The organism is Pseudoduganella sp. OTU4001, assembly GCF_038440195.1.
GTDB lineage: Bacteria > Pseudomonadota > Gammaproteobacteria > Burkholderiales > Burkholderiaceae_D > Rugamonas.
In genome coordinates this window covers 50,417-70,407 of sequence record NZ_JASATG010000026.1, presented here as the reverse complement: position 1 = coordinate 70,407, position 19,991 = coordinate 50,417, and the positions used below count along the sequence as shown (strand labels likewise).

Annotated in this window: 16 protein-coding genes; 4 read left to right on the top strand and 12 right to left on the bottom strand. The window is 61.5% G+C overall.

Translation table 11 applies throughout. The features are described 5' to 3' along the window. The 8 genes from AAHE99_RS20235 to AAHE99_RS20200 form a co-directional block, all read right to left on the bottom strand. A partial coding sequence (locus AAHE99_RS20235) for a tetratricopeptide repeat protein (protein ID WP_342119161.1) occupies positions 1–1,204 on the bottom strand: 1,204 nt, incomplete at its 3' end. Between the two features lie 84 nt (positions 1,205–1,288). Continuing rightward, positions 1,289–1,711: an ExbD/TolR family protein gene (locus AAHE99_RS20230; protein WP_342119160.1), complete on the bottom strand. Its 423-nt coding sequence runs from the start codon at positions 1,709–1,711 to the stop codon at positions 1,289–1,291. Positions 1,712–1,765: 54 nt separating this feature from the next. Then, positions 1,766–2,191 carry an ExbD/TolR family protein gene (locus AAHE99_RS20225; RefSeq protein ID WP_342119159.1) on the bottom strand — a complete coding sequence of 142 codons (426 nt, stop codon included), beginning with the start codon at positions 2,189–2,191 and terminating at the stop codon, positions 1,766–1,768. 4 nt (positions 2,192–2,195) lie between these two features. Continuing rightward, complete coding sequence (locus tag AAHE99_RS20220) at positions 2,196–3,104, bottom strand: MotA/TolQ/ExbB proton channel family protein (RefSeq protein ID WP_342119158.1); 909 nt, start codon at positions 3,102–3,104, stop codon at positions 2,196–2,198. Positions 3,105–3,191: 87 nt separating this feature from the next. Then, entirely contained in the window at positions 3,192–3,854 is a 663-nt protein-coding gene (locus AAHE99_RS20215) for an energy transducer TonB (RefSeq protein WP_342119157.1), read from the bottom strand. Between the two features lie 366 nt (positions 3,855–4,220). Beyond that, positions 4,221–5,759: a SpoVR family protein gene (locus AAHE99_RS20210; RefSeq protein ID WP_446728943.1), complete on the bottom strand. Its 1,539-nt coding sequence runs from the start codon at positions 5,757–5,759 to the stop codon at positions 4,221–4,223. Continuing rightward, positions 5,756–7,024, bottom strand: coding sequence for a YeaH/YhbH family protein (locus AAHE99_RS20205; protein WP_342119156.1), 1,269 nt, complete (start codon positions 7,022–7,024; stop codon positions 5,756–5,758). The genes AAHE99_RS20210 and AAHE99_RS20205 overlap by 4 nt, the downstream gene beginning before the upstream one ends. 49 nt (positions 7,025–7,073) lie before the next feature. Next, positions 7,074–8,996 carry a PrkA family serine protein kinase gene (locus tag AAHE99_RS20200; RefSeq protein ID WP_342119155.1) on the bottom strand — a complete coding sequence of 641 codons (1,923 nt, stop codon included), beginning with the start codon at positions 8,994–8,996 and terminating at the stop codon, positions 7,074–7,076. A 331-nt stretch (positions 8,997–9,327) separates the two neighbouring features. Here AAHE99_RS20200 and AAHE99_RS20195 point away from each other — a divergent pair, with 331 nt between their 5' ends. After that, on the top strand, positions 9,328–10,341 hold the full coding sequence (locus AAHE99_RS20195) for an adenosine deaminase (protein ID WP_342119154.1): 1,014 nt from the start codon (positions 9,328–9,330) through the stop codon (positions 10,339–10,341). Positions 10,342–10,344: 3 nt separating this feature from the next. Then, positions 10,345–12,870: an ABC transporter permease gene (locus AAHE99_RS20190; protein ID WP_342119153.1), complete on the top strand. Its 2,526-nt coding sequence runs from the start codon at positions 10,345–10,347 to the stop codon at positions 12,868–12,870. Positions 12,871–13,004: 134 nt separating this feature from the next. On the opposite strand, the gene AAHE99_RS20185 is transcribed toward AAHE99_RS20190, so the two are convergent. Together AAHE99_RS20185 and AAHE99_RS20180 are read right to left on the bottom strand one after the other, a co-directional pair. Further along, positions 13,005–14,000, bottom strand: a complete 996-nt coding sequence (locus AAHE99_RS20185; RefSeq protein ID WP_342119152.1) for a response regulator — start codon at positions 13,998–14,000, stop codon at positions 13,005–13,007. A 3-nt stretch (positions 14,001–14,003) separates the two neighbouring features. Then, entirely contained in the window at positions 14,004–15,233 is a 1,230-nt protein-coding gene (locus AAHE99_RS20180; protein ID WP_342119151.1) for a sensor histidine kinase, read from the bottom strand. Positions 15,234–15,324: 91 nt separating this feature from the next. Between AAHE99_RS20180 and AAHE99_RS20175 the strand changes: the two genes are divergently transcribed. Together AAHE99_RS20175 and AAHE99_RS20170 are read left to right on the top strand one after the other, a co-directional pair. Next, positions 15,325–15,717, top strand: coding sequence for a group II truncated hemoglobin (locus AAHE99_RS20175; RefSeq protein ID WP_342119150.1), 393 nt, complete (start codon positions 15,325–15,327; stop codon positions 15,715–15,717). Then, the gene (locus tag AAHE99_RS20170; RefSeq protein ID WP_342119149.1) at positions 15,717–16,976 is read left to right on the top strand and encodes a DNA recombination protein RmuC; all 1,260 of its coding nucleotides are present in this window, start codon (positions 15,717–15,719) and stop codon (positions 16,974–16,976) included. The genes AAHE99_RS20175 and AAHE99_RS20170 overlap by 1 nt, the downstream gene beginning before the upstream one ends. Here the strand turns inward: AAHE99_RS20170 and moeA are convergent. Both moeA and moaA read right to left on the bottom strand, forming a co-directional pair. Continuing rightward, entirely contained in the window at positions 16,973–18,862 is a 1,890-nt protein-coding gene (gene moeA / locus AAHE99_RS20165; RefSeq protein ID WP_342119148.1) for a molybdopterin molybdotransferase MoeA, read from the bottom strand. The two genes, AAHE99_RS20170 and moeA, sit on opposite strands and share 4 nt — an antisense overlap. 7 nt (positions 18,863–18,869) lie before the next feature. After that, positions 18,870–19,982 carry a GTP 3',8-cyclase MoaA gene (gene moaA, locus AAHE99_RS20160; RefSeq protein WP_342119147.1) on the bottom strand — a complete coding sequence of 371 codons (1,113 nt, stop codon included), beginning with the start codon at positions 19,980–19,982 and terminating at the stop codon, positions 18,870–18,872. Between the last annotated feature and the right edge of the window lie 9 nt (positions 19,983–19,991).

Genomic DNA, 19,991 nt, shown 5'->3' with positions numbered 1-19,991 from the left:
TGTACATGGTCCAGTAACGGGCCAGTTCAGGCTCGCCAGCGGTACCTTTGACCGACTTCAGGGTGCTGATGGCAGCAGCCTTCTTGCCAGCGATGTACTGCGCCACGCCGTAGTGCAGCTTCATTTCTTCCGGCTTGCGCGCGGTACCCAGCTTGATCGCTTCGTCGATCAGCTTCAGGCCATCGGCGCCTTTGCCATCGGAAACCAGGGCGTAGCCCAGGTTGGCCAGGCCGTCAGCATCCTTTTCCTTGCGGAAGTTGGCTTCCTGGGTCGCTGCGTTCTTCTGCAGGTCAGCCTGGGTCTTCAGGGCCAGGTCTTTCAGGCGCTGGTGGCGGCCGGCATCGGCGCCGGTGCCCAGGGCACCCTTCTTGTAGCCTTCTTCCACGATCTTCAGGGCTTCAGCCGGGTTGCCGGCTTGCAGGGCCAACTGGCCCATTTCCATGAATTCGGCTGGCTTGCTGATCTGCTTCAGTGCCAGTTTCAGGCGCATCACGTCCAGGCTCAGGGAAGTGGAGAAGCCTGGCTTGCCGACTACGCGGTTCATCAGGTCAGCCCAGTAGGACGCCTTTGGATAGGAAGCCGCCAGCTTTTCCAGGGTCTGCACGTAGCCAGCCTTGTCATTCTGCTTCAGCTGGATGTTGGCCAGCATTTGCAGGTTGGCTTCGGACTTGCCGCCGCCCGATTGCAGTTCCTTCGCCGCTTCATTCAGCTTGCCGCTCAGGTAGTAGGTCTGGATCAGCTGTTCCTTCATCTGGGTGTTGCCCGGATTGTCCTTCAGGACCTTCTGGATGTAGGTGATCGCTTTTGGATAGTCCTTGGCGCGCAGGTAGATGCTGGCCAGGGCTTCGGTGATCTTGGATTGCTGGTTGGCGTTCAGCTTGCCGGAGGCCAGCACGGCTTCGAAGGCGCGGGCAGCGGTGTCGTTTTCACCGGCTGCAGCGGCGATGGAACCGCGGGTGTATTCCAGCTGGAACTTTTCCAGCTCGGACTTGTTGCCGACAGCGTCGGCGTCTTTCAGTTTCGCCAGAGCTTCCTTGTTCTTGCCGGACGCGGCCAGTTTCTGTGCTTCTTGCAGTGGCTTGCCGATTTCAGCGCGGACGGTTTGCGCGTAAGCGACGGACGACAGGCCCACCATCGGGGCGGCTGCATTGAAACCGATTGCGGCCATTACCAGGCCGAGATGTGCGAGACGAAACTTGGTCATGGGGTGATTTTCTTTCTTCAAAATGCGAAATAGGCAGGATAACCTGCCTATTTGGGAAAATAAAGGGTGTTTTGACCCAATTATTTACTGGAACTGCTCGTTACCGACCAGACCGATCTTGGTGACGCCGAGACGCTGGGCCGCAGCCATCACGCCTGCTACGACACTGTAGTTGACCAGCTTGTTGGGACGCAGGTGCACTTCAGGCTGATCAGCCTGAGAAGCTACGTTCATCAGCTTGGCTTCCAGGGCCGCGCGGTCGCCTACAACCACGTTGTCCCACAGAATGGTGCCGTCAAAGTCAACGTCGATGGTCACAACCACAGGTTCCTTGGTTGGCGGTGGCGGAGTGCCGACCGGCATGTTCAGGTTAACCGAGTGGTTAGCTTTTGGAATGGTAATAATCAGCATAACGATCAGAACCAGCATGACGTCGATCATCGGCGTCATGTTCATTTCCATCATTGGTTCCGCGTCGCCGCCGGAATCACCTACGCTCATACTCATGAATTGTTTCCTTTTCAGAAGGCCGCCCCCGATACAGCCAGGGGCGGCTTGTTCTTACATCTTATCAGGTGGTTCGGTGATGAAACCGACCTTCTGGATGCCAGCGCGCTGGGTGGTGTAGATCACACGGCCAATCGATTCATACTTCGCGTCTTTGTCGCCGCGGACATGAACTTCAGGCTGAGGCACCTTCACAGCTTCCTCTTTAAGAAAATCGAACAGCTCATTCGCGTCACGCATTTTCTTCTGGTTCCAGTAGATGTCGCCATCCTTGTTAACAACGATGTTGACGTTCTCTGGCTTGGTCTGGATTGCCTGGTTGATCTCTTCCGGCAGATTAATTTTCTGCAGTTTGAGAACGACCGGGCTCGTGATCAGGAAGATGATCAGCAGCACCAGCATGATGTCCACGAGCGGAGTCGTGTTGATCTCACTGTTGAGCTTATCTTCTCCGCCTTCGGAGCCTACAGACATCGACATGGTATTAGCCTACTTTTTTGGATGCAGCAGCGGAGGTGGACATCGCGCCGGAGATCAGCACGGAGTGCACGTCAGCGGAGAACGAACGGATGTCTTCCATTGCGGTCTTGTTACGACGCAGCAGCCAGTTGTAGCCCAGAACGGCTGGAACTGCTACCAGCAGACCGAACGCGGTCATGATCAGAGCGGCACCCACTGGACCTGCAACCTTGTCGATCGATGCGTTACCGGACATACCGATGTTGGTCAGCGCGTGGTAAATACCCCAAACGGTACCGAACAGACCGATGAACGGAGCGGTGGAACCAACGGTTGCCAGGAAGGACAGGCCATCGGACAGACGGGACTGCACTTTTTCCACAGCGCGTTCGATGGACATGGTCACCCAGGTCGACAGGTCGATTTGTTCCAGCAGGGCGCCGTCGTGGTGCGAGGTGGCCTTGGTGCCGGTTTCAGCGATGAAGCGGAATGGGGAGCCTTCGGTCAGGGTGGCGGTGCCAGCAGCGATCGAGGAAGCTTTCCAGAACTTGTTAGCAGCTTCTTTCTGCTGCTTGAAGATTTTCTGCTGGTCGATCAGCTTGGTCACGATGATGTACCAGGAGCCGATGGACATGATCGACAGGATGATCAGGGTTGCGCGGTCAACAACACCACCGTCCCACACAGCTTGCAGGCCGAATGGGGATTCCACTTCTTCTTTAGCGCCAGGAGCGGCTGGAGCAGCTGGAGCGGCTGCGTCGGCTGCTGGAGCTGCCGCGTCAGCTGCTGGAGCGGCGGCTGCGTCAGCAGGGGCCGAAGCGGCGGCCGAGGCAGGAGCGTCAGCCATTGCTGGCGCGCTTACCAGGGCGGTAGCTGCGGTCACCGAGAACAGCACAGCGGCCAGTACAGCGGACAAACGGGTATTCTTAAACATGCTTCCTCCAAATTTGAAAAATTATCAGTTCGCTGGCTTAAACGACAACGGACTTACTTAGTTGCGAGACGGTGCTTTGTCTCAGGTTTATTCCAGCGTCCAGACGTATTGCATCTGTTGCCAGGTTTCTTGCGGCTTGCCGTCCACGGTGGCCGGCTTGAATTTGCACTTGGAGATGCCGGCAACGGCAGCCTTGTCCAAATCACGGAAACCACTAGATTTCACTACTTTCGAATCGCCTACACGGCCGTCCGCAGAGATCAGGAACGACAGGGTAACCGTACCGGTTTCTTCGTTACGCAGCGACGACTTTGGCCACTCTGGCTTGGCGCAGGTGCTGAAGTCGACCACAGCCGGGGTTTTCACGCCGGTTGCCGCAGGCGCAGGAGGTGCCGGTGGCGCTGGTGGTGCTGGACGAATGTCGGTGGTTGCAGGCTTCACGTTGGTCGCGTTGGCGATCACGTTCTGCGCTGGCGGCGGTTGCTGCACGTTCACTTCGACCGGAGGAATGAATGGCGGTGGTGGGGCCTTCATCTCTGGAGGAGGTGGCGGTGGCGGCAGTTCTTTTGGTGGAGGTGGGGCGACCTCCTCGATGATCTTGGTCTCCACCGGTTCGATCATCTTGCTGATCATGCGCTTGCCCAGGCCGGATACGATGCCGTAACCGACTGCAAGGTGCATAACTACGACGAACGCGATGCCCGTATAGTTCTTTTTCCCGGCAATTTTCTCGTTATCACTGAAATTCATGCCTGCTTTCTCCAATACCAACTCTTGTGTTGCTACTTTAAACCCCCAAAATGGCGACGCAATACCACCAGCCGCATCCGGGACGTCGGCGAATTATACATACGAATTTTGGATTTTTGCATAGAATTTTGTCCTGAAAACCGTTTAAATTTCATGCCCTTAGCCCCATATTGGCAGGCTTGCATCTCATACTGCCGGGTGCCTACCTTTAAAAAAGCAAGAGAAAATTGAGTGATTTTTCGCGCTTGCGATTGATCTTCATCAGTTTTTCGCGAACACGGAAGATTACTCGCCGCCAAGGGCGGCGAGGCAGAGGAAATTCGGCGAAGTGTGTTGCTTCGACGAAACTCTGTCAATTCGGGCTGTCTAGATAACCCGGTTACGCTTTTCGCGCTTGCACTCGATGGTGCTGACCACCTGGCCATCCGGCGAAACCGTATCCAGGTGGACGTCGAAGCCCCACAGGCGGGCCACGTGTTTCAGGACTTCATTGGCCTGCTGGTTCAAGGGGCGGCGGTTGTACTGCGTGTGACGCAGCGTCAGGGCGCGGTCGTCGCGGGTATTGACCGACCACACTTGTATATTAGGCTCGCGGTTGCCGAGGTTGTACTGGTCGGCCAGCATTTGCCGCACATAGCGGTAGCCCAGTTCATCGTGGATGGCCGAGACTGCGAGCTTGTCGTTCTTGTCGTCATCCAATACGGCAAAGAAGTGGAACTCGCGGATCAGACGCGGCGACAGATATTGCGCAATGAACGATTCATCCTTGAAGTTTCGCATTGCAAAGTCGAGCGTCTTCTTCCAGTCGCTGCCGGCGATATCGGGGAACCACTCGCGGTCTTCGTCGGTCGGGTTCTCGCAGATTCGTCTGATGTCTGACATCATCGCGAAGCCCAGCGCATAAGGATTGATGCCGTTGTAGTAGGGGCTGTGCACCGGCGGCTGGTACACCACATTGGTATGGCTCTTCAGGAATTCCATCATGAAGCCATCGCTCACCACGCCCTCGTCATACAGCTGGTTGAGGATGGTGTAGTGCCAGAACGTGGCCCAGCCTTCATTCATCACCTGCGTCTGGCGCTGCGGGTAGAAATACTGGCTGATCTTGCGCACGATGCGCACCACCTCGCGCTGCCAGGGCTCCAGCAGCGGCGCATACTTCTCGATAAAGTACAGCAGGTTTTCTTCCGGTTCGGGCGGGAAGCGCGGCAACGGCTTGTCGACCGCTTCCTCTTCGCGCCGCGGCACGGTGCGCCACAGTTCATTGATCTGCGATTGCAGGTAGGCTTCGCGTTCCTTCTGCTTCAGCGCTTCCTGCGCCAGCGACAGCTTGGCCGGGCGCTTGTAGCGGTCGACGCCGTAGTTCTGGATCGCGTGGCAGGAGTCGATCAGCAATTCCACGGCATCAATGCCATGCCGCTGTTCGCATTCGGTGATGTAGTTCTTGGCGAACAGCATGTAATCAATGATGGCGTCGGCATCGGTCCAGGTGCGGAACAGGTAATTGCCTTTGAAGAAGGAGTTATGGCCGTACGCCGCGTGCGCAATCACCAGCGCCTGCATGGTCAGGCTGTTCTCCTCCATTAAATAGGCAATGCAGGGATTGGAGTTGATCACGATTTCGTAGGCCAGCCCCATCTGGCCGCGCTTGTAGCCTTTCTCGGTAGCAAGGAAGTGCTTGCCGAACGACCAGTGCGCATACGACACCGGCATGCCGACCGAGGTGTAGGCATCCATCATTTGCTCAGCAGTAATAATCTCCAGCTGGTTCGGATAGGTATCCAGGCCGAAGTTGTGCGCCACGCGGCGGATTTCTTCGTGCGCCTGCTCGATCAGTTCGAACGTCCACTCCGACTGCTCCGGCAGGGCGCGTGGATGAGGCGGGCGTTTGGTCATCTGGTTCATTTTGGCTGCTTCTTGAACAGTTCGCGGAACACCGGATAAATATCGGCCGGCGTGACTATCTTTTGCATGGCGAAGTGCGCGTGATATTCCGGCACCTGGGAGTACTGCTCCCACAAGTTCTGCGGCGGGCCATCGGTGATTTCCACATAGGTGTAGTACTGCACCTTGGGCATGATGGTGTTGACCAGCAACTGCCGGCACAGCACGGAATCGTTGTCCCAGTTGTCGCCGTCGGACGCCTGTGCGACATAGGCGTTCCAGCTGCCGCCGCCAAAGCGTTCGTCGATGATCTTGTTCAGCAGGTGCAGGGCGGAGGACACCACGGTGCCGCCCGATTCGCGCGAATGGAAGAATTCGTTCTCGTCCACTTCCGACGCGGCCGTATGGTGGCGGATGAACACCACTTCGATTTTGTCGTACACGCGCTTGAGGAACAGGTAGAGCAGGATGAAGAAGCGCTTGGCGGTGTCCTTGCGCTGCTCGTCCATGGAGCCCGACACGTCCATGATGCAGAACATCACGGCCTGTGTCATCGGCTTGGGCACCTTGATGCGGTTGGAGTAGCGCAGGTCGAACGGGTCGATGAAGGGGATCGCCAGCAGGCGCGTGTGCAGGTGATGCACCAGCTTCTTCAGCTCTATGACGCGTGGGTCGTCCAGCGGGGCGCCGGCCACCAGCAATTCCTCCAGCTCGCGTTCGGCCTCGATCAGCCGTTTGCGCGAGGAGCCGCCGACGGCAATCCGCCGGCCCAGTGCGCCGCGCAAGGAGCGCAGCACGTGGATATTGGACGGCGTGCCGGAAACGGTATAGCCGGCGCGCTGCTGTTTGAACTCGGTGGTGGCGGTCAGCTGGGTCTTGACCATATGCGGCAATTCCAGGTCTTCGAAGAAATAGTTCATGAATTCTTCGCGCGACAGTTCGAAGATGAAATCATCTTCCGAGGTCTGGTCGCTATTGCCGGCCCGGCCACGGCCGCTGCCACCGCCGCCTTTGGGGCGGTTGATCTGGTCACCCTTCAAGTATTCCTGGTTGCCCGGGTTCACCACTTCCCAGACACCGCCATGGGCGTGGCCGAACGAGGGCTCGTTCACGTCCTTGACGGGAATCGACACTTTTTCGCCATTCTCGATGTCGGTGATCGAGCGCCCCTTGATGGCGCGCCCGACCGCATCCTTGATCTGGCCCTTGTATCGCCGCAAAAAGCGCTCGCGGTTGATCGCGGACTTGTTCTTGCCCTGCAAACGACGGTCGATGAGATAAGTCATGTGCCTCCTGCCTGCTTGATTGGCGCGTCCTGATTATCCACCTTTTAGATCAGGACGACTTCCTCACGCGCAGATACCATTCGCACAGCAGCCGGACCTGCTTGGCCGTGTAGCCCTTTTCCACCATGCGCGCCACGAAGTCGGCGTGCTTGTTGGCGTCCTCGGCGCTGGCCTTGGCGTTGAAGGAAATCACCGGCAGCAGTTCTTCGGTATTGGAGAACATTTTCTTCTCGATCACCGTGCGGAACTTCTCGTAACTGGTCCAGGCCGGGTTCTTGCCGCCATTATTGGCGCGCGCGCGCAGGCCGAAGTTGACGATCTCGTTGCGGAAGTCTTTCGGGTTCGAAATCCCGGCTGGTTTCTCGATCTTCTCCAGTTCATTGTTCAGCGACTCGCGGTCGAAGCTTTCGCCGGTATCCGGGTCGCGGTATTCCTGGTCCTGGATCCAGAAGTCGGCAAAGGTCACGTAGCGGTCGAAGATGTTCTGGCCATATTCGGAATAGCTCTCCAGGTAGGCCGTCTGGATTTCCTTGCCGATGAATTCGACATAGCGCTGGGCCAGGTGCTCTTTTATATAGGAGAAATACTTCTGCTCGGTCTCCGGCGGGAATTGCTCGCGCTCGACCTGTTGCTCGAGCACATAGAGCAGGTGCACCGGATTGGCCGCCACCTCGGTCGAATCGAAGTTGAACACTTTCGACAGGATCTTGAAGGCGAAACGGGTCGACAGCCCGCTCATGCCCTCGTCGACCCCGGCATAGTCCACATATTCATGGATGGACTTGGCTTTCGGATCGGTATCCTTGAGGTTTTCACCGTCGTACACCAGCATCTTGCTGAAAATACTGGAGTTTTCCGGCTCCTTCAGGCGCGACAGGATGGCAAACTGCGACATCATGCGCAAGGTGCCGGGCGCGCAGGGCGCCTTGTCGAGCGAGGAATTGTGCAGCAACTTCTCGTAAATCTTGATTTCGTCGGTAACCCGCAGGCAGTAAGGCACCTTCACGATATAAATACGGTCGAGGAATGCCTCGTTGTTGCGGTTATTCTTGAAGCTCTTCCACTCCGACTCATTCGAGTGCGCCAGGATGATGCCCTCGAACGGGATGGCGCCAAAGCCCTCGGTACCCTTGTAATTGCCTTCCTGGGTCGCCGTCAGCAGCGGGTGCAGCACCTTGATCGGCGCCTTGAACATTTCGACGAATTCCATCAAGCCCTGGTTGGCCAGGCACAGGCCGCCGGAATAGCTGTAGGCATCCGGATCGTCCTGGGCATAGTCTTCCAGCTTGCGGATATCGACTTTGCCGACCAGGGAGGAAATATCCTGGTTGTTTTCGTCGCCCGGTTCGGTTTTCGAGATGGCGACCTGCTTCAGCACCGACGGGTAGCGTTTGACCACGCGGAACTGGTTGATGTCGCCATTGAATTCGTGCAGGCGCTTGACCGCCCATGGCGAAGGGATATTGCGCAGGTAGCGGCGCGGGATGCCGTAATCTTCTTCCAGGATGGTGCCGTCCTCCGCCTCGCTGAACAGGCCGAGCGGCGATTCATTCACCGGCGAACCTTTCAGGCAGTAGAAAGGCACCTGTTCCATCAGGGATTTGAGCTTTTCCGCGATCGAAGATTTGCCGCCGCCGACCGGGCCCAACAGGTAGAGGATCTGCTTGCGCTCCTCCAGCCCTTGCGCCGCGTGGCGGAAGTAGGCCACAACCTGCTCGATGACGTCTTCCATGCCGTAGAACTCGCGGAAGGCGGGATAAATCTTGATGACCTTGTTGGCGAAGATACGGGACAGGCGCGTGTCATTGCGCGTGTCGACCAGGGTGGGTTCGCCGATAGCAGCCAGCATGCGTTCGGCCGCCGAGGCATAGGTCAGGCGGTCCTTCTTGCAAAGCGCGAGATATTCCGAGAGGGACATTTCCTCTTCTTTGGTACGCTCATACCGTGCTGCGTAGTTGTCAAAAATGGTCATGTGAATGTCCTTTAATGAAAAATCTACTAGTCACATGGTCGGCAGTCTTAGCGTGGGCTGCAGGCCTGCTCATTTCTTGCCAGCTGCCTGAGGTGCCAGGGATTGCCCGAGGCTCGGAGCTGGATCATTATTAGCCGGCGGAGGGATGGTTGCCGGGCTCGAAACGCATCTTACGTTGATGAAATTTATTATTGCTCTATTGGATGTAGAAGTAAAGCCAGTGCTTGCCCCCGCGCGATTTGGCACCACAGTAGCACGGCTGGCCCGACTCTGCAGCACACTATATTTGCAGTAAGATGCGAAACCAACTTCGTAGCCAGAGAGAACAAAAATGACCACCCAAATGCGCTCCATCGTGCAGAACATGCCCAAGGCCGAACTGCACATCCATATCGAAGGCTCGCTCGAGCCGGAACTGATTTTCGCGCTGGCGGAGCGCAACGGCGTCCAGCTGGCCTACCCGTCGGTGGAGGCGCTGCGCGCGGCGTATGCCTTCACCGACCTGCAATCCTTCCTCGATATTTACTACGCCGGCGCTAGCGTGCTGCTCAAGGAGCAGGACTTTTATGACATGACGATGGCCTACCTGCAGCGCGCCAAGGCCGACCACGTGCGCCACGCGGAGATTTTCTTCGACCCGCAAACCCATACCGCGCGCGGGGTGCCGATGGCCGCTGTAATTAATGGTATCCACCGCGCCTGCGAAGAGGGCCCGATCAGCGCCAAGCTGATCCTGTGCTTCCTGCGCCACCTGAGCGAGGAGGACGCCATCGCCACGCTGGAAGCGGCGCTGCCGTTCCGCGACAAATTCATCGGCGTCGGCCTCGATTCTTCCGAGGTGGGCCACCCGCCGGAAAAATTTGCCCGCGTGTTCGCGCGCTGCCGCGACCTGGGCCTGCACCTGGTGGCCCATGCCGGCGAAGAGGGCCCGCCAGCCTATATCGAAACCGCGGTCGACCTGCTCAAGGTGGAGCGTATCGACCACGGCGTGCGCTGCCTGGAGGATCCGGCCCTGACGCGCCGCCTGGCCGCCATGCGCATGCCGCTGACCGTTTGCCCGCTGTCGAACACCAAGCTGCGCGTGTTCGACCAGATGAAAGACCACAACCTGCTGGCGCTGCTCGATGCCGGCCTGGTGGCGATGGTCAATTCCGACGATCCGGCCTATTTTGGCGGCTACATGAACGACAATTTCGTCGCCGTGTTCGACGCGCTGCCGCTTGGCCTGGCCCACGCCCACCAGCTGGCGCGCAACAGCTTCGAGGCGTCCTTCCTGCCGGCGCAGGAAAAACAGCAATATCTGGACGAAGTGGACACTTATTTCTCTGCATTCAACGTGGTCTGACCAATGTTTCGACAAGCTCTGAGGATGACGGCGCGCGACTGGCGCGCCGGACAGTTGCGCTTCCTGCTGGTGGCGCTGATCGTGGCGGTCGCGGCGCTGTCGGCCGCCGGCTTCTTTATCGACCGCCTGCGCGCGGGCCTGAACCGCGACGCCCACCAGTTGTTGGGCGCCGATATGGTGGCGGTGTACGACAATCCGATCCCCGCCGCCTGGCGCGACGAAGCCGTACGGCGCGGCCTGCGGGTGGCCGAGACGCTGGCCTTCCCCAGCATGGCGCAGGCCGGGCAGGGCGAGGCCGCCCGCTCCGTGCTGGTATCGCTGAAGGCGGTCAGCCCGGACTACCCGCTGCGCGGGCGCGTCAAGGTGAATACCGATGTCGCCCAGGCCAATGACAGCATCGGCAACCCGGCGCCAGCCGCGCCGGAACCAGGCACGGTCTGGATCGATCCATCGCTCGCCACCACGCTGGACGTGGCGGTGGGCGGCACGCTGCAGCTGGGCGACAAGCAGTTCCGCGTGACGCAGCTGATCGCCGCCGAACCGGACCGCGGCGGCGGCTTCATCAACTTCGCCCCGCGCGTGTTCCTGCCGCTGTCCGATATGGCGGCCACCAACCTGGTACAGGAAGGCTCGCGCGTCGGCTACCGCCTGCTGGTGGCCGGCGCCGGCGCCAGCGCTAAAGCGGCGGCGGAATATGGCGACTGGCTGCGCGCCCTTGTCAAAAAAGACAATGTGCGCGGCGTGCGCATCGAATCGCTGGAAGAAGGGCGCCCGGAAATGAGCGCCACGCTGGACCGCGCCGACCGCTTCCTGTCGCTGGTCGGCCTGCTGTCGGCCATGCTGGCTGCCGTCGCCGTGGCCATGGCGGCGCGCCGCTTCATGCAGCGCCACCTGGACTCCTGCGCCATGCTGCGCTGCCTGGGCCTGACCCAGAACCAGGTCACCGTGATCTACCTGGTGGAGTTCATGCTGGTCGGCCTGGCCGGCAGCGCGCTCGGCGTGCTGGCGGGCTTCGGCGCGCACTATGTGCTGATCGAGTTGCTGGGCAGCCTGGTGGGCGCCGACATTCCGCCGCCATCGCTGCTGCCGGCGCTGCAAGGCATGGCCACCGGCATGCTGCTGCTGGCCGGTTTCGCCCTGCCGCCCATCCTGCAGCTGCGCAATGTCCCGCACAACCGCGTGATCCGGCGCGAGCAGGCCGCCCCCAAGCCGGCCGCGCTGGCCACCTACGGCTTGGGTATCGCCGCCTTCGGCGCGCTGCTGCTGTGGCAATCGAATGACGTCAAGCTGGCGGCCTTCACCGGCGGCGGCTTCCTGGCGGGCTTCGGCCTGTTTGCGCTGGTGGGCTGGCTCGGCCTGCAGGCACTGCGCCCGCTGCGCAATGTCTTCCCGCAGCAAGCCTGGCGCTTCGCCGTGACGTCGCTGCGCCGCCGCCCTGGCGCCACCGTGGTGCAGGTGGTCTCGCTCTCGCTTGGCCTGATGGCGCTGCTGCTGCTGACCGTGGTGCGCGGCGACCTGATGACCACCTGGCGCAATACCATGCCGCCGGATGCGCCGAACCGCTTCATCATCAACATCCAGCCGGACCAGAAGGACGCCATCGCAGCGCGGCTGGCGGCGGCCGGCGTGAAGGACGTGCCGCTGTACCCCATGATCCGGGGCCGCCTGGTGGCGGTAAACGACAAGGTCATCACCCGCGAAACCTATACGGAGGAACGCGCACGCGGCCTGGCCGAACGCGAATTCAACCTGTCCACCATGCTGGAGCTGCCGGCGCAGAACCAGGTCATGGCAGGCAAGTGGGCGATGGGCGGCAGCGCCGGCGAAGCCTCGGTCGAAGAAGGCCTGGCCAAGACGCTGGGCCTGAAGCTGGGCGACAGCATCCGCTTTGATATTGCCGGCTCGATGGTGGACGCGAAAATCACCAGCCTGCGCAAGCTGGAATGGGGCTCGATGCGGGTCAACTTCTTCGTCATCCTCAACCCGGCGGTGATGGCGGATACGCCGCAAACCCATATCACCGCCTTCCACCTGCCCAAGGGCGCCAGCGCCACAGGGAATGCCTTGTCGCGCGAATTCCCCAACCTCACCATCATTGACGTTGGCAGCGTGGTGCGCCAGGTGCAGTCCGTGCTGGAGCAAGTAATCCAGGCGGTGGAATTCCTGTTCGGCTTCACCCTGCTGTCCGGCGTGCTGGTGCTGTACGCCGCCCTGATGGGTTCGCAGGACGAACGTCGCCGCGAAGCCGGCCTGCTGCGCGCCCTGGGCGCCACCCGGCGCCAGCTGTCGCAAGCGCAGCTGATCGAATTCATGCTGGTGGGCGGCCTGGGTGGCCTGCTGGCGGCGACCGGCGCCGGTTTGATGGGCTGGGGCCTCGCCACCTACCAGTTCAAGTTCCCCTGGACCATCAGCATCTGGGTCTGGCTGGCAGGCCTGCTGGCGGGCGCGCTGTGCGCCGTGCTCGGCGGCTGGCTTGGCCTGCGCAACGTCCTGAACCACCCGCCGCTGCAAACCCTGCGCGAGGGCTAGCCCCCCCAGCCAGCCGGATGGCTGACTCCGTGTCCACCTTGGGGTCAGGCTCTTTAGTGGACACGGGCTCAGCCGCAGAATGCATGTGCCCGTGTCGACCTAAGAGCCTGACCCCAAGGTGGACACGGAGTCAGCTATGCGGCGAGGGGTGGGTTGTGCTGGCGCAGGAAGTCGGCGTAGGGCGTGGGCTGGATGTCGAGCAGGGTTGGGTCGACGTCGAACAGGGCCCAGTAGTAGGTTTCCAGGCCGCGGCATACCTGCGGCTCCTGGCAGTGGCGATGCCAGTGCTGGCCCACTTCATCGGAATACATGCCGTCCGGCGGGAAGAAGGGCAGTACACGCTTTTCTTCCAGCGCCTGCAGCAGCGAATGCGGCGCGCCGCTGTCGCGCGCCATTTCGACCTGGGACTGGTAGCCGCGCTCTGTCTCCACCACCATCAGCTTGGCCGCGCCGTCGGCGTTAAAGAACAGCACGCCGCTCGGCGAAGGGAAGGCGTAGTGTTCGACAAAACCATGTTCCTGGTACAGGCGCTGCACCACCTGCGCCAGCGCGCGGCAGCGCAGGAAGCTGAATTCGTGCAGTGCCAGCATGTCGATCAGGGTTTCCGACTGCTCGCGGAAGAACTCTTTCTGCAGCGCCGTCACTTCCTCTTCCAGCCGGTCCAGCGCATCGTCGGCGCTTTTCTTGATATAGCGGTCGATCAGGCCGCGGTTGAAGGCATCCACCGCGATCTTTTCATCGGCCTGTCCGGTGAACAGGATCTTCTTGCATGGCAGGTGCTGGATCGCCTGGCAGAACGCCACGCCATTCATTTGCGGCATTGAGTAGTCCACTACCAGCACGGAAGGGATGGAAAACCGCTGGCGCTGGCCGGAAATGCGATAGATGCGCTCCAGGTCCACCGCCACGTTGCGCTGCTCGGCCGACTGGTTCGGGTTGTCGAAATCCACCTGCAAAGGCAGTTCGCTGCTGCGCGCATTCACCTTGAACCATTCCAGCGCCTGCAGCGGGTCGTGGAAGCTTACGCTGGCCTGCATGGGATCGAGCTGGAACACCAGGCTATGCAGGAAGGTATCGCTATCGTCCACCAGGACGGTCATGGTTGGGTGGGCGTAAACGGGCAGTTTCATGGGTCAACGGCAGATTTGTGGTGGAAATTCGAGCACAAAGATAGCATATGCGTGTTCGCGGGAGACACAATGCAGCCGCGCATTCCACGCCTGCATCACCTGGCGGCACAGCGCCAGGCCGATTCCCGCGCCATTATGCTCCGGATAAGCGAAGAAGCGCTGGAAAATCATCGACAGGTGGCGCGGCGCGATGCCGCAGCCGGTATCGATTACCAGCACGCGCGGTACCGGGCGCGCGCCTTCGATCACGATCCGCACCCGTCCCTTGCCGGCGCGCTGCACCGCCTGCATCGCGTTGCGCAGGAGGTTCAGAAGCAGCATGATGGCCAGTTCGTTCTGCCCACCGAAACGGAAATCGCTGCGCACCTGCAGCGCCACCAGCTGGCGCTGGACCTCGCCGGTGAAAGGGTAGCGGCGCAGCGCCGATTCCACGGTATCGAGCATCGACAGCGATTCGTGCGGATCGAGCTTTTTCCGCACCGCCTGCGCGCTAAGCAGGAACAGGTCGATCATATGGTTCATATGGCGCACCTCGTACTGCATGCGGCCCAGGGCCTGGCGCATGACCGGATCTTCCTGGCCGGTGCGCTGCTGAAGGCGCGACAAGCCGCGTACATTGGCGTCCAGGCTGGCCAGCGGCGTGCGCATTTCATGCGCCACGGCGCCCAGGCCCTCGCCCAGGCCTTCCAGCTTTTCCTCTTCCAGCGCCTTGCGGCTTTGCGAGAACACCCACATCCAGCCCACCAGGAACAGCTGCACCGGCAGTAATTGCAGCACCTCGGTGGCGACCAGCATGTCGGCGCCGCCCAGTGCGAGGGCCAGCAGCGCGCCCGCCGCCATGCCCACGGCACCCGTGCGCAAAGCTTTGCGGAAGTCGAAATGGAACAGCGCCACCAGCATCACCAGCATCACCTGGGACCAGGTCGCATTGGCGCGGTTCATCAGGAACATGAAGGTGCAGAAGAAGGGCAGCTCATACATCACCAGCACCAGCGTGTAGATATCGCGCTGGCGCGGCGGCAGGTGGCGCGCCCACAGGCCACCCAGTGCCAGCAGCGCGCCCGCCAGGCGCAGCGGCAGGTTCTCGTAAGGCTGCGGCATCAGCCAGGCGAAAAACACGTAATACAGCGGAAAACAGGTAATGCCGACCCAGCTCAGGGCGGCCAGCCGCAGGTCGGCGATTTCCTCGGCGCTGCGGGCGCGCAGCTTGGATCGGATCAGGCGTGAAATCATCCGGCCATGATGGCGGTTTGTTGCGCTGATTTGCGCAGAATCAGCACGAAGCTTGATCCACATCAATACGTCCATGCGCTATCATTGCTCTATGAATGATGAAGCACGCACCCTTTACGATGTCATCGGCGGCGAAACCAAGCTGCGCGAGATGGTTGACCGTTTTTACGACCTGATGGAGCTGGAGCCGGAATTTGCCGGCATCCGCGCCATGCACCCGCCCAGCACCGATGGCTCGCGCGATAAGCTGTTCTGGTTCCTCAGCGGCTGGATGGGCGGGCCTGACCTGTTCATCGAGCGCTTTGGCCACCCGCGCCTGCGCGCGCGCCACCTGCCGTTTGCGGTCGGCTCCAGTGAGCGCGACCAGTGGTTGCGCTGCATGGCGTGGGCCATGCAGGATGTCGGCATCGCCGAAGACTTGCGCCTGCGCCTGATGGAATCCTTCTACCAGACCGCCGACTGGATGCGGAACAAGGATGATTAATGGAGCTGTATATCCTGCTGGCGCTGGCCGCCGTCATCATCGTCCTGCAAATTGTGATGCTGCTGCGCAGCCGCGCTAGTGATGTGGCCGACCAGTTGGACCGGGTGGAACGCGAGGTGCGCATGCAGCTGCAGGCCACGGCCCAGGCGCAGCGCCAGGAGATGGGGCACACGCTGGCGCAATCGCATGCCGCCACCGTGCAGCAGCTGGAAACCATGCGCCGCCAGATCGAGGTGCTGACCGAGTCCAATACCCGCCGCCTGCTGGAAGTGCGCGTGGCGCTGGAAACCAAGATGCGCGAGCTGCAGGCCGACAACGGCGCGCGGCTGGAAGAAATGCGCAAGACAGTCGACGAAAAGCTGCACGAAACGCTGGAAACGCGCCTGACCGAATCGTTCCGCCAGGTGTCAGAACGCCTGGAGCGCGTACACCAGGGCTTGGGCGAGATGCAGCAGCTGGCGCTGGGCGTGGGCGACCTGAAACGCGTGCTGACCAATGTGAAAACGCGCGGTACCTGGGGCGAAGTGCAGCTGGAAATGCTGCTTGAGCAAATCCTCACACCCGACCAGTACGCGAAGAATGTCGAAACCGTGGTGGGCACCAACGCCCGCGTCGAATTCGCGCTCAAGCTGCCGGGCCAGAAGGAGGGCGGGGCGCCGGTGTGGATGCCGATCGACGCCAAGTTCCCGAAAGAACAGTACGAGCGCCTGCTGGAAGCGGCCGACCGCGCCGATGCCGAAGCGGTGGCCGCCGCCGGCCGCGAGCTGGAACGCGCGGTACGCAACGAAGCGCGCACCATCGCCGAGAAATACCTGTCGCCGCCGATGACGACCGACTTCGCGATCCTGTTCCTGCCGACCGAAGGCCTGTACGCCGAAGTGATGCGCCGTCCCGGCCTGGCCGACGAACTGCAGCGCGTGAACCGGGTCAGCATCGCCGGCCCGTCCACGCTGACCGCGCTGCTGAATAGCCTGCAAATGGGCTTCCGCACGCTGGCGCTGGAGAAGCGTTCGTCGGAGGTGTGGCAAGTGCTGGGTGCCGTGAAGACCGAGTTCGCCAAATTCGGCGACGTCCTCGCCGCCACCAAGACCACCCTCGAACGCGCCGCCCGCAACATCGAATCCGCCGAAGTGCGCAGCCGCCAGATGGCCCGCAAACTCAAATCCGTCGAAGCGCTGCCTGCTGAAGCGGCCCTGCTGATGCTGGGCGCCGCTGATGCTGCCGATGCCGCCGACGCGGCGGATGCCGACGCGCTTTAAAGCAGTCCCTCGAAGGTGATGACGTCCACCATATCGCCCTCGGCGACGTTACCCTGATCGTCGTGCAGCACCACCATGCAGTTCGCCTCCGACATGGAGCGCAGGATGCCTGAACCCTGCGAGCCGGTGATGCGGACCTCGCGGGTGCCGTCGAGGCTGGTGGTCAGGATGCCGCGCTGGTATTCGGTGCGTCCCGGTTTTTTGCGGATCGCTTGTGCGGAACGGACGCGCAGCAGCTGGTCCGGCGCTGCGTCGGCGCCCATCATGCGCAGCAGCGCGTGGCGGGCGAAGAAGTAGAAGGTCACCATCACGGCGACCGGGTTGCCGGGCAGGCCAAACAGGTAGGCGCTGTGGCCATTGGAGCGGATGCGTCCGAAGGCCATCGGGCGGCCGGGGCGCATGCCGATTTTCCAGAAGTGCACATCACCCAGCGTGGCCATGACCTGCTTGGTGTAATCCGCCGCGCCCACCGAGACGCCGCCGGAAGTGATCACGGCGTCGGCGCATTCGCAGGCCGTGCGCAGGGCGTCTTCCAGCGACTCGGCATCGTCTTTCACAATGCCCATGTCGACGATATCGCAACCCAGGCGCTGCAGCATGCCGAACAGGGTGTAGCGGTTGCTGTCGTAGACGCAGCCTTCGGCCAGCGGTTCGCCGATCGAGCGCAGTTCGTCGCCGGTGGAGAAGAAGGCCACGCGCAGGCGGCGCTGCACCGGCACTTCGGCCAGGCCGAGCGAGGCCACCAGGCCAAGGTCGGCCGGGCGCATCACTTTGCCGCGCTTCAGCGCAGCGCAGCCCGCGGCCAGGTCCTCGCCTTTGAAGCGGCGGTTGTCGCCGGTGCGGATGGTGCCGGGGGCGATCGTCACGGCGACATCGCTCAGGTCCGCCGCCAGCTCCTGCGGCAGCACGGTGTCGCAGCCTTCCGGCATGACGCCGCCCGTCATGATGCGCACGCATTCGCCAGGGCCCGGCTTGAGCGCCGAAGGGCGCCCTGCGTAGATGGTGCCGACGACTTTGAGCGTGGTGTTGCCGTCCGCCTTGAGCTGGCTGCCGGCAAAGGCGAAACCATCCATTGCGGAATTGTCATGCGCCGGCACATTGATCGGGGAAATCACGTCCGCTGCCAGCACGCGGTCCAGGGCGCTGCGCAGCGCCACTTTTTCGATGCCGCGCACCGGCTGGATGAAGTCGCGGATTATGCGTTGCGCGCTGCGCACCGGCAGCGCGTCCGGATCGTAGCCGGACAGGCAGCTGGCCACATCCTTCAGCGATGGATTGGCGGCAGCTTCTTCCTCTTTCTGCAGCTCGACCAGCGTATTGATATTGCGGAAGGCAGCTGCATCGTTGAACAGCACTTCCGCCACCTTGATCGACTTGTACCAGCCATCCATGCGGCGCGCGCCGGATTCGAGGTAAGCGTTCAGAGCGGGCAGGGCGCTCTTGCGCACCAGGCAGAACACCGGATGCAGCTGCGTGTGCGTGCTGCCCGTTTCGTCGGTTTCCAGCGTGGCGGCAACGGCCAGGTCGGCGCCCTGCGCGTGCAGCGCTTCATACAGGCGCTGCGCCAGGTCGGCTGGCAGGAAGGGCGAATCGCAAGGAGCGGTCAGCAGGAACTCGGTCTCGCAGTGGCGCAGGCCAGTCTGCACGCCGGCCAGCGGGCCTTCGTAGCCTTCCAGTTCATCCTGCAGGACTTTGACGCCCAGCGCACTATAGGCGCCCAGGTTGCGGTTGGCGTTGATGGTGACGCTGGCCACTTGCGGCGCCAGCCTTTGCAGTACATGTGAAGCGAGCGTGCCGCCGCGGAAGGGCTGCAAGCCTTTATCCACGCGGCCCATGCGGGTGCCGCGGCCGCCCGCCAGGATCAATGCACTGATGCTGTTTTCCATCGCCAGCTTATCCCCCGATATAAGACATTTCGACTTTGCGGCCGGCGCCTTGCACCAGGCCTTCGGTATTGATGGTGCGCAGTTCTGAGTAGCGGTCGCCGCGCACGCGCCACAGCGCGCCGATGGCGGCCGAGATTTCGGCATCGCTGCGCCCTGCGCGCACCAGTGCGCGCAGGTCGTGGCCGCGCGTGGCGAACAGGCAGGTGTACAGCTTACCCTCGGTCGAAAGGCGGGCGCGCGAACAGTCCTTGCAGAAGGCTTGCGTCACGCTGGAGATCACGCCGATCTCGCCGCCGCCGTCGACGTAGCGCCAGCGCTCCGCCGTTTCACCGCTGTAGTTCGGGTCGACGGTGGTGAGCGGCATTTCGGCGCCGATCATGCGCACCACTTCGGCCGACGGTATCACGTCGCGCATATTCCAGCCGTTCGAACTGCCGACGTCCATGAATTCGATAAAGCGCAGGATGACCGGCGTGCCTTTGAAATGGCGCGCCAGCGGCAGGATCTCCTGTTCGTTCATGCCGCGCTTGACCACCATATTCACCTTGACCGGGCCCAGGCCGACGCTGTGCGCCACGTCGATCCCGTGCAGCACGTCTGCCACGGCGAAGTCGACGTCGTTCATTCGTTTGAAGATGGCGTCGTCCAGCGCGTCGAGCGAGACGGTGACGCGTTGCAGGCCGGCGTCTTTCAGCGACTGCGCCTTGCGCGCCAGCAGGGAACCGTTGGTGGTCAGGGTCAGGTCGAGCGGCTTGCCGCTCGGCGTGCGCAGGCCCGCCAGCATTTCAATCAGGCGTTCGATATTCTTGCGCAGCAGCGGCTCGCCACCGGTCAGGCGGATCTTTTCCACGCCATGTTCGACGAACAGGCGGGCCACGCGGGTAATTTCTTCAAACGTCAGCAGGGCGTTGTGCGGCAGGTACTGGTAGTCCTTGTCGAACACTTCCTTCGGCATGCAGTAGACGCAGCGGAAGTTGCAGCGGTCGGTGATCGAAATGCGCAGGTCGTGCAGCGGACGGGCGAGCTGATCCCGCAGGCTGCCGCTGGGCGCCTCGAGCGTTTCGGGGATGGCGGGCGTCTGGCTGCGGCCATCATTCAGGAGGATGATTTTTTCGGTCATGCTGGGTGT

What these genes read in the sequence shown, in the direction of transcription:
- AAHE99_RS20230 (WP_342119160.1), bottom strand. Translation starts at nt 1,711, where the DNA reads ATGAGTATGAGCGTAGGTGATTCCGGCGGCGACGCGGAACCAATGATG.
- AAHE99_RS20225 (WP_342119159.1), bottom strand. Translation starts at nt 2,191, where the DNA reads ATGTCGATGTCTGTAGGCTCCGAAGGCGGAGAAGATAAGCTCAACAGT.
- AAHE99_RS20220 (WP_342119158.1), bottom strand. Translation starts at nt 3,104, where the DNA reads ATGTTTAAGAATACCCGTTTGTCCGCTGTACTGGCCGCTGTGCTGTTC.
- AAHE99_RS20215 (WP_342119157.1), bottom strand. Translation starts at nt 3,854, where the DNA reads ATGAATTTCAGTGATAACGAGAAAATTGCCGGGAAAAAGAACTATACG.
- AAHE99_RS20210 (WP_446728943.1), bottom strand. Translation starts at nt 5,759, where the DNA reads ATGAACCAGATGACCAAACGCCCGCCTCATCCACGCGCCCTGCCGGAG.
- AAHE99_RS20205 (WP_342119156.1), bottom strand. Translation starts at nt 7,024, where the DNA reads ATGACTTATCTCATCGACCGTCGTTTGCAGGGCAAGAACAAGTCCGCG.
- AAHE99_RS20200 (WP_342119155.1), bottom strand. Translation starts at nt 8,996, where the DNA reads ATGACCATTTTTGACAACTACGCAGCACGGTATGAGCGTACCAAAGAA.
- AAHE99_RS20195 (WP_342119154.1), top strand. Translation starts at nt 9,328, where the DNA reads ATGACCACCCAAATGCGCTCCATCGTGCAGAACATGCCCAAGGCCGAA.
- AAHE99_RS20190 (WP_342119153.1), top strand. Translation starts at nt 10,345, where the DNA reads ATGTTTCGACAAGCTCTGAGGATGACGGCGCGCGACTGGCGCGCCGGA.
- AAHE99_RS20185 (WP_342119152.1), bottom strand. Translation starts at nt 14,000, where the DNA reads ATGAAACTGCCCGTTTACGCCCACCCAACCATGACCGTCCTGGTGGAC.
- AAHE99_RS20180 (WP_342119151.1), bottom strand. Translation starts at nt 15,233, where the DNA reads ATGATTTCACGCCTGATCCGATCCAAGCTGCGCGCCCGCAGCGCCGAG.
- AAHE99_RS20175 (WP_342119150.1), top strand. Translation starts at nt 15,325, where the DNA reads ATGAATGATGAAGCACGCACCCTTTACGATGTCATCGGCGGCGAAACC.
- AAHE99_RS20170 (WP_342119149.1), top strand. Translation starts at nt 15,717, where the DNA reads ATGGAGCTGTATATCCTGCTGGCGCTGGCCGCCGTCATCATCGTCCTG.
- moeA (WP_342119148.1), bottom strand. Translation starts at nt 18,862, where the DNA reads ATGGAAAACAGCATCAGTGCATTGATCCTGGCGGGCGGCCGCGGCACC.
- moaA (WP_342119147.1), bottom strand. Translation starts at nt 19,982, where the DNA reads ATGACCGAAAAAATCATCCTCCTGAATGATGGCCGCAGCCAGACGCCC.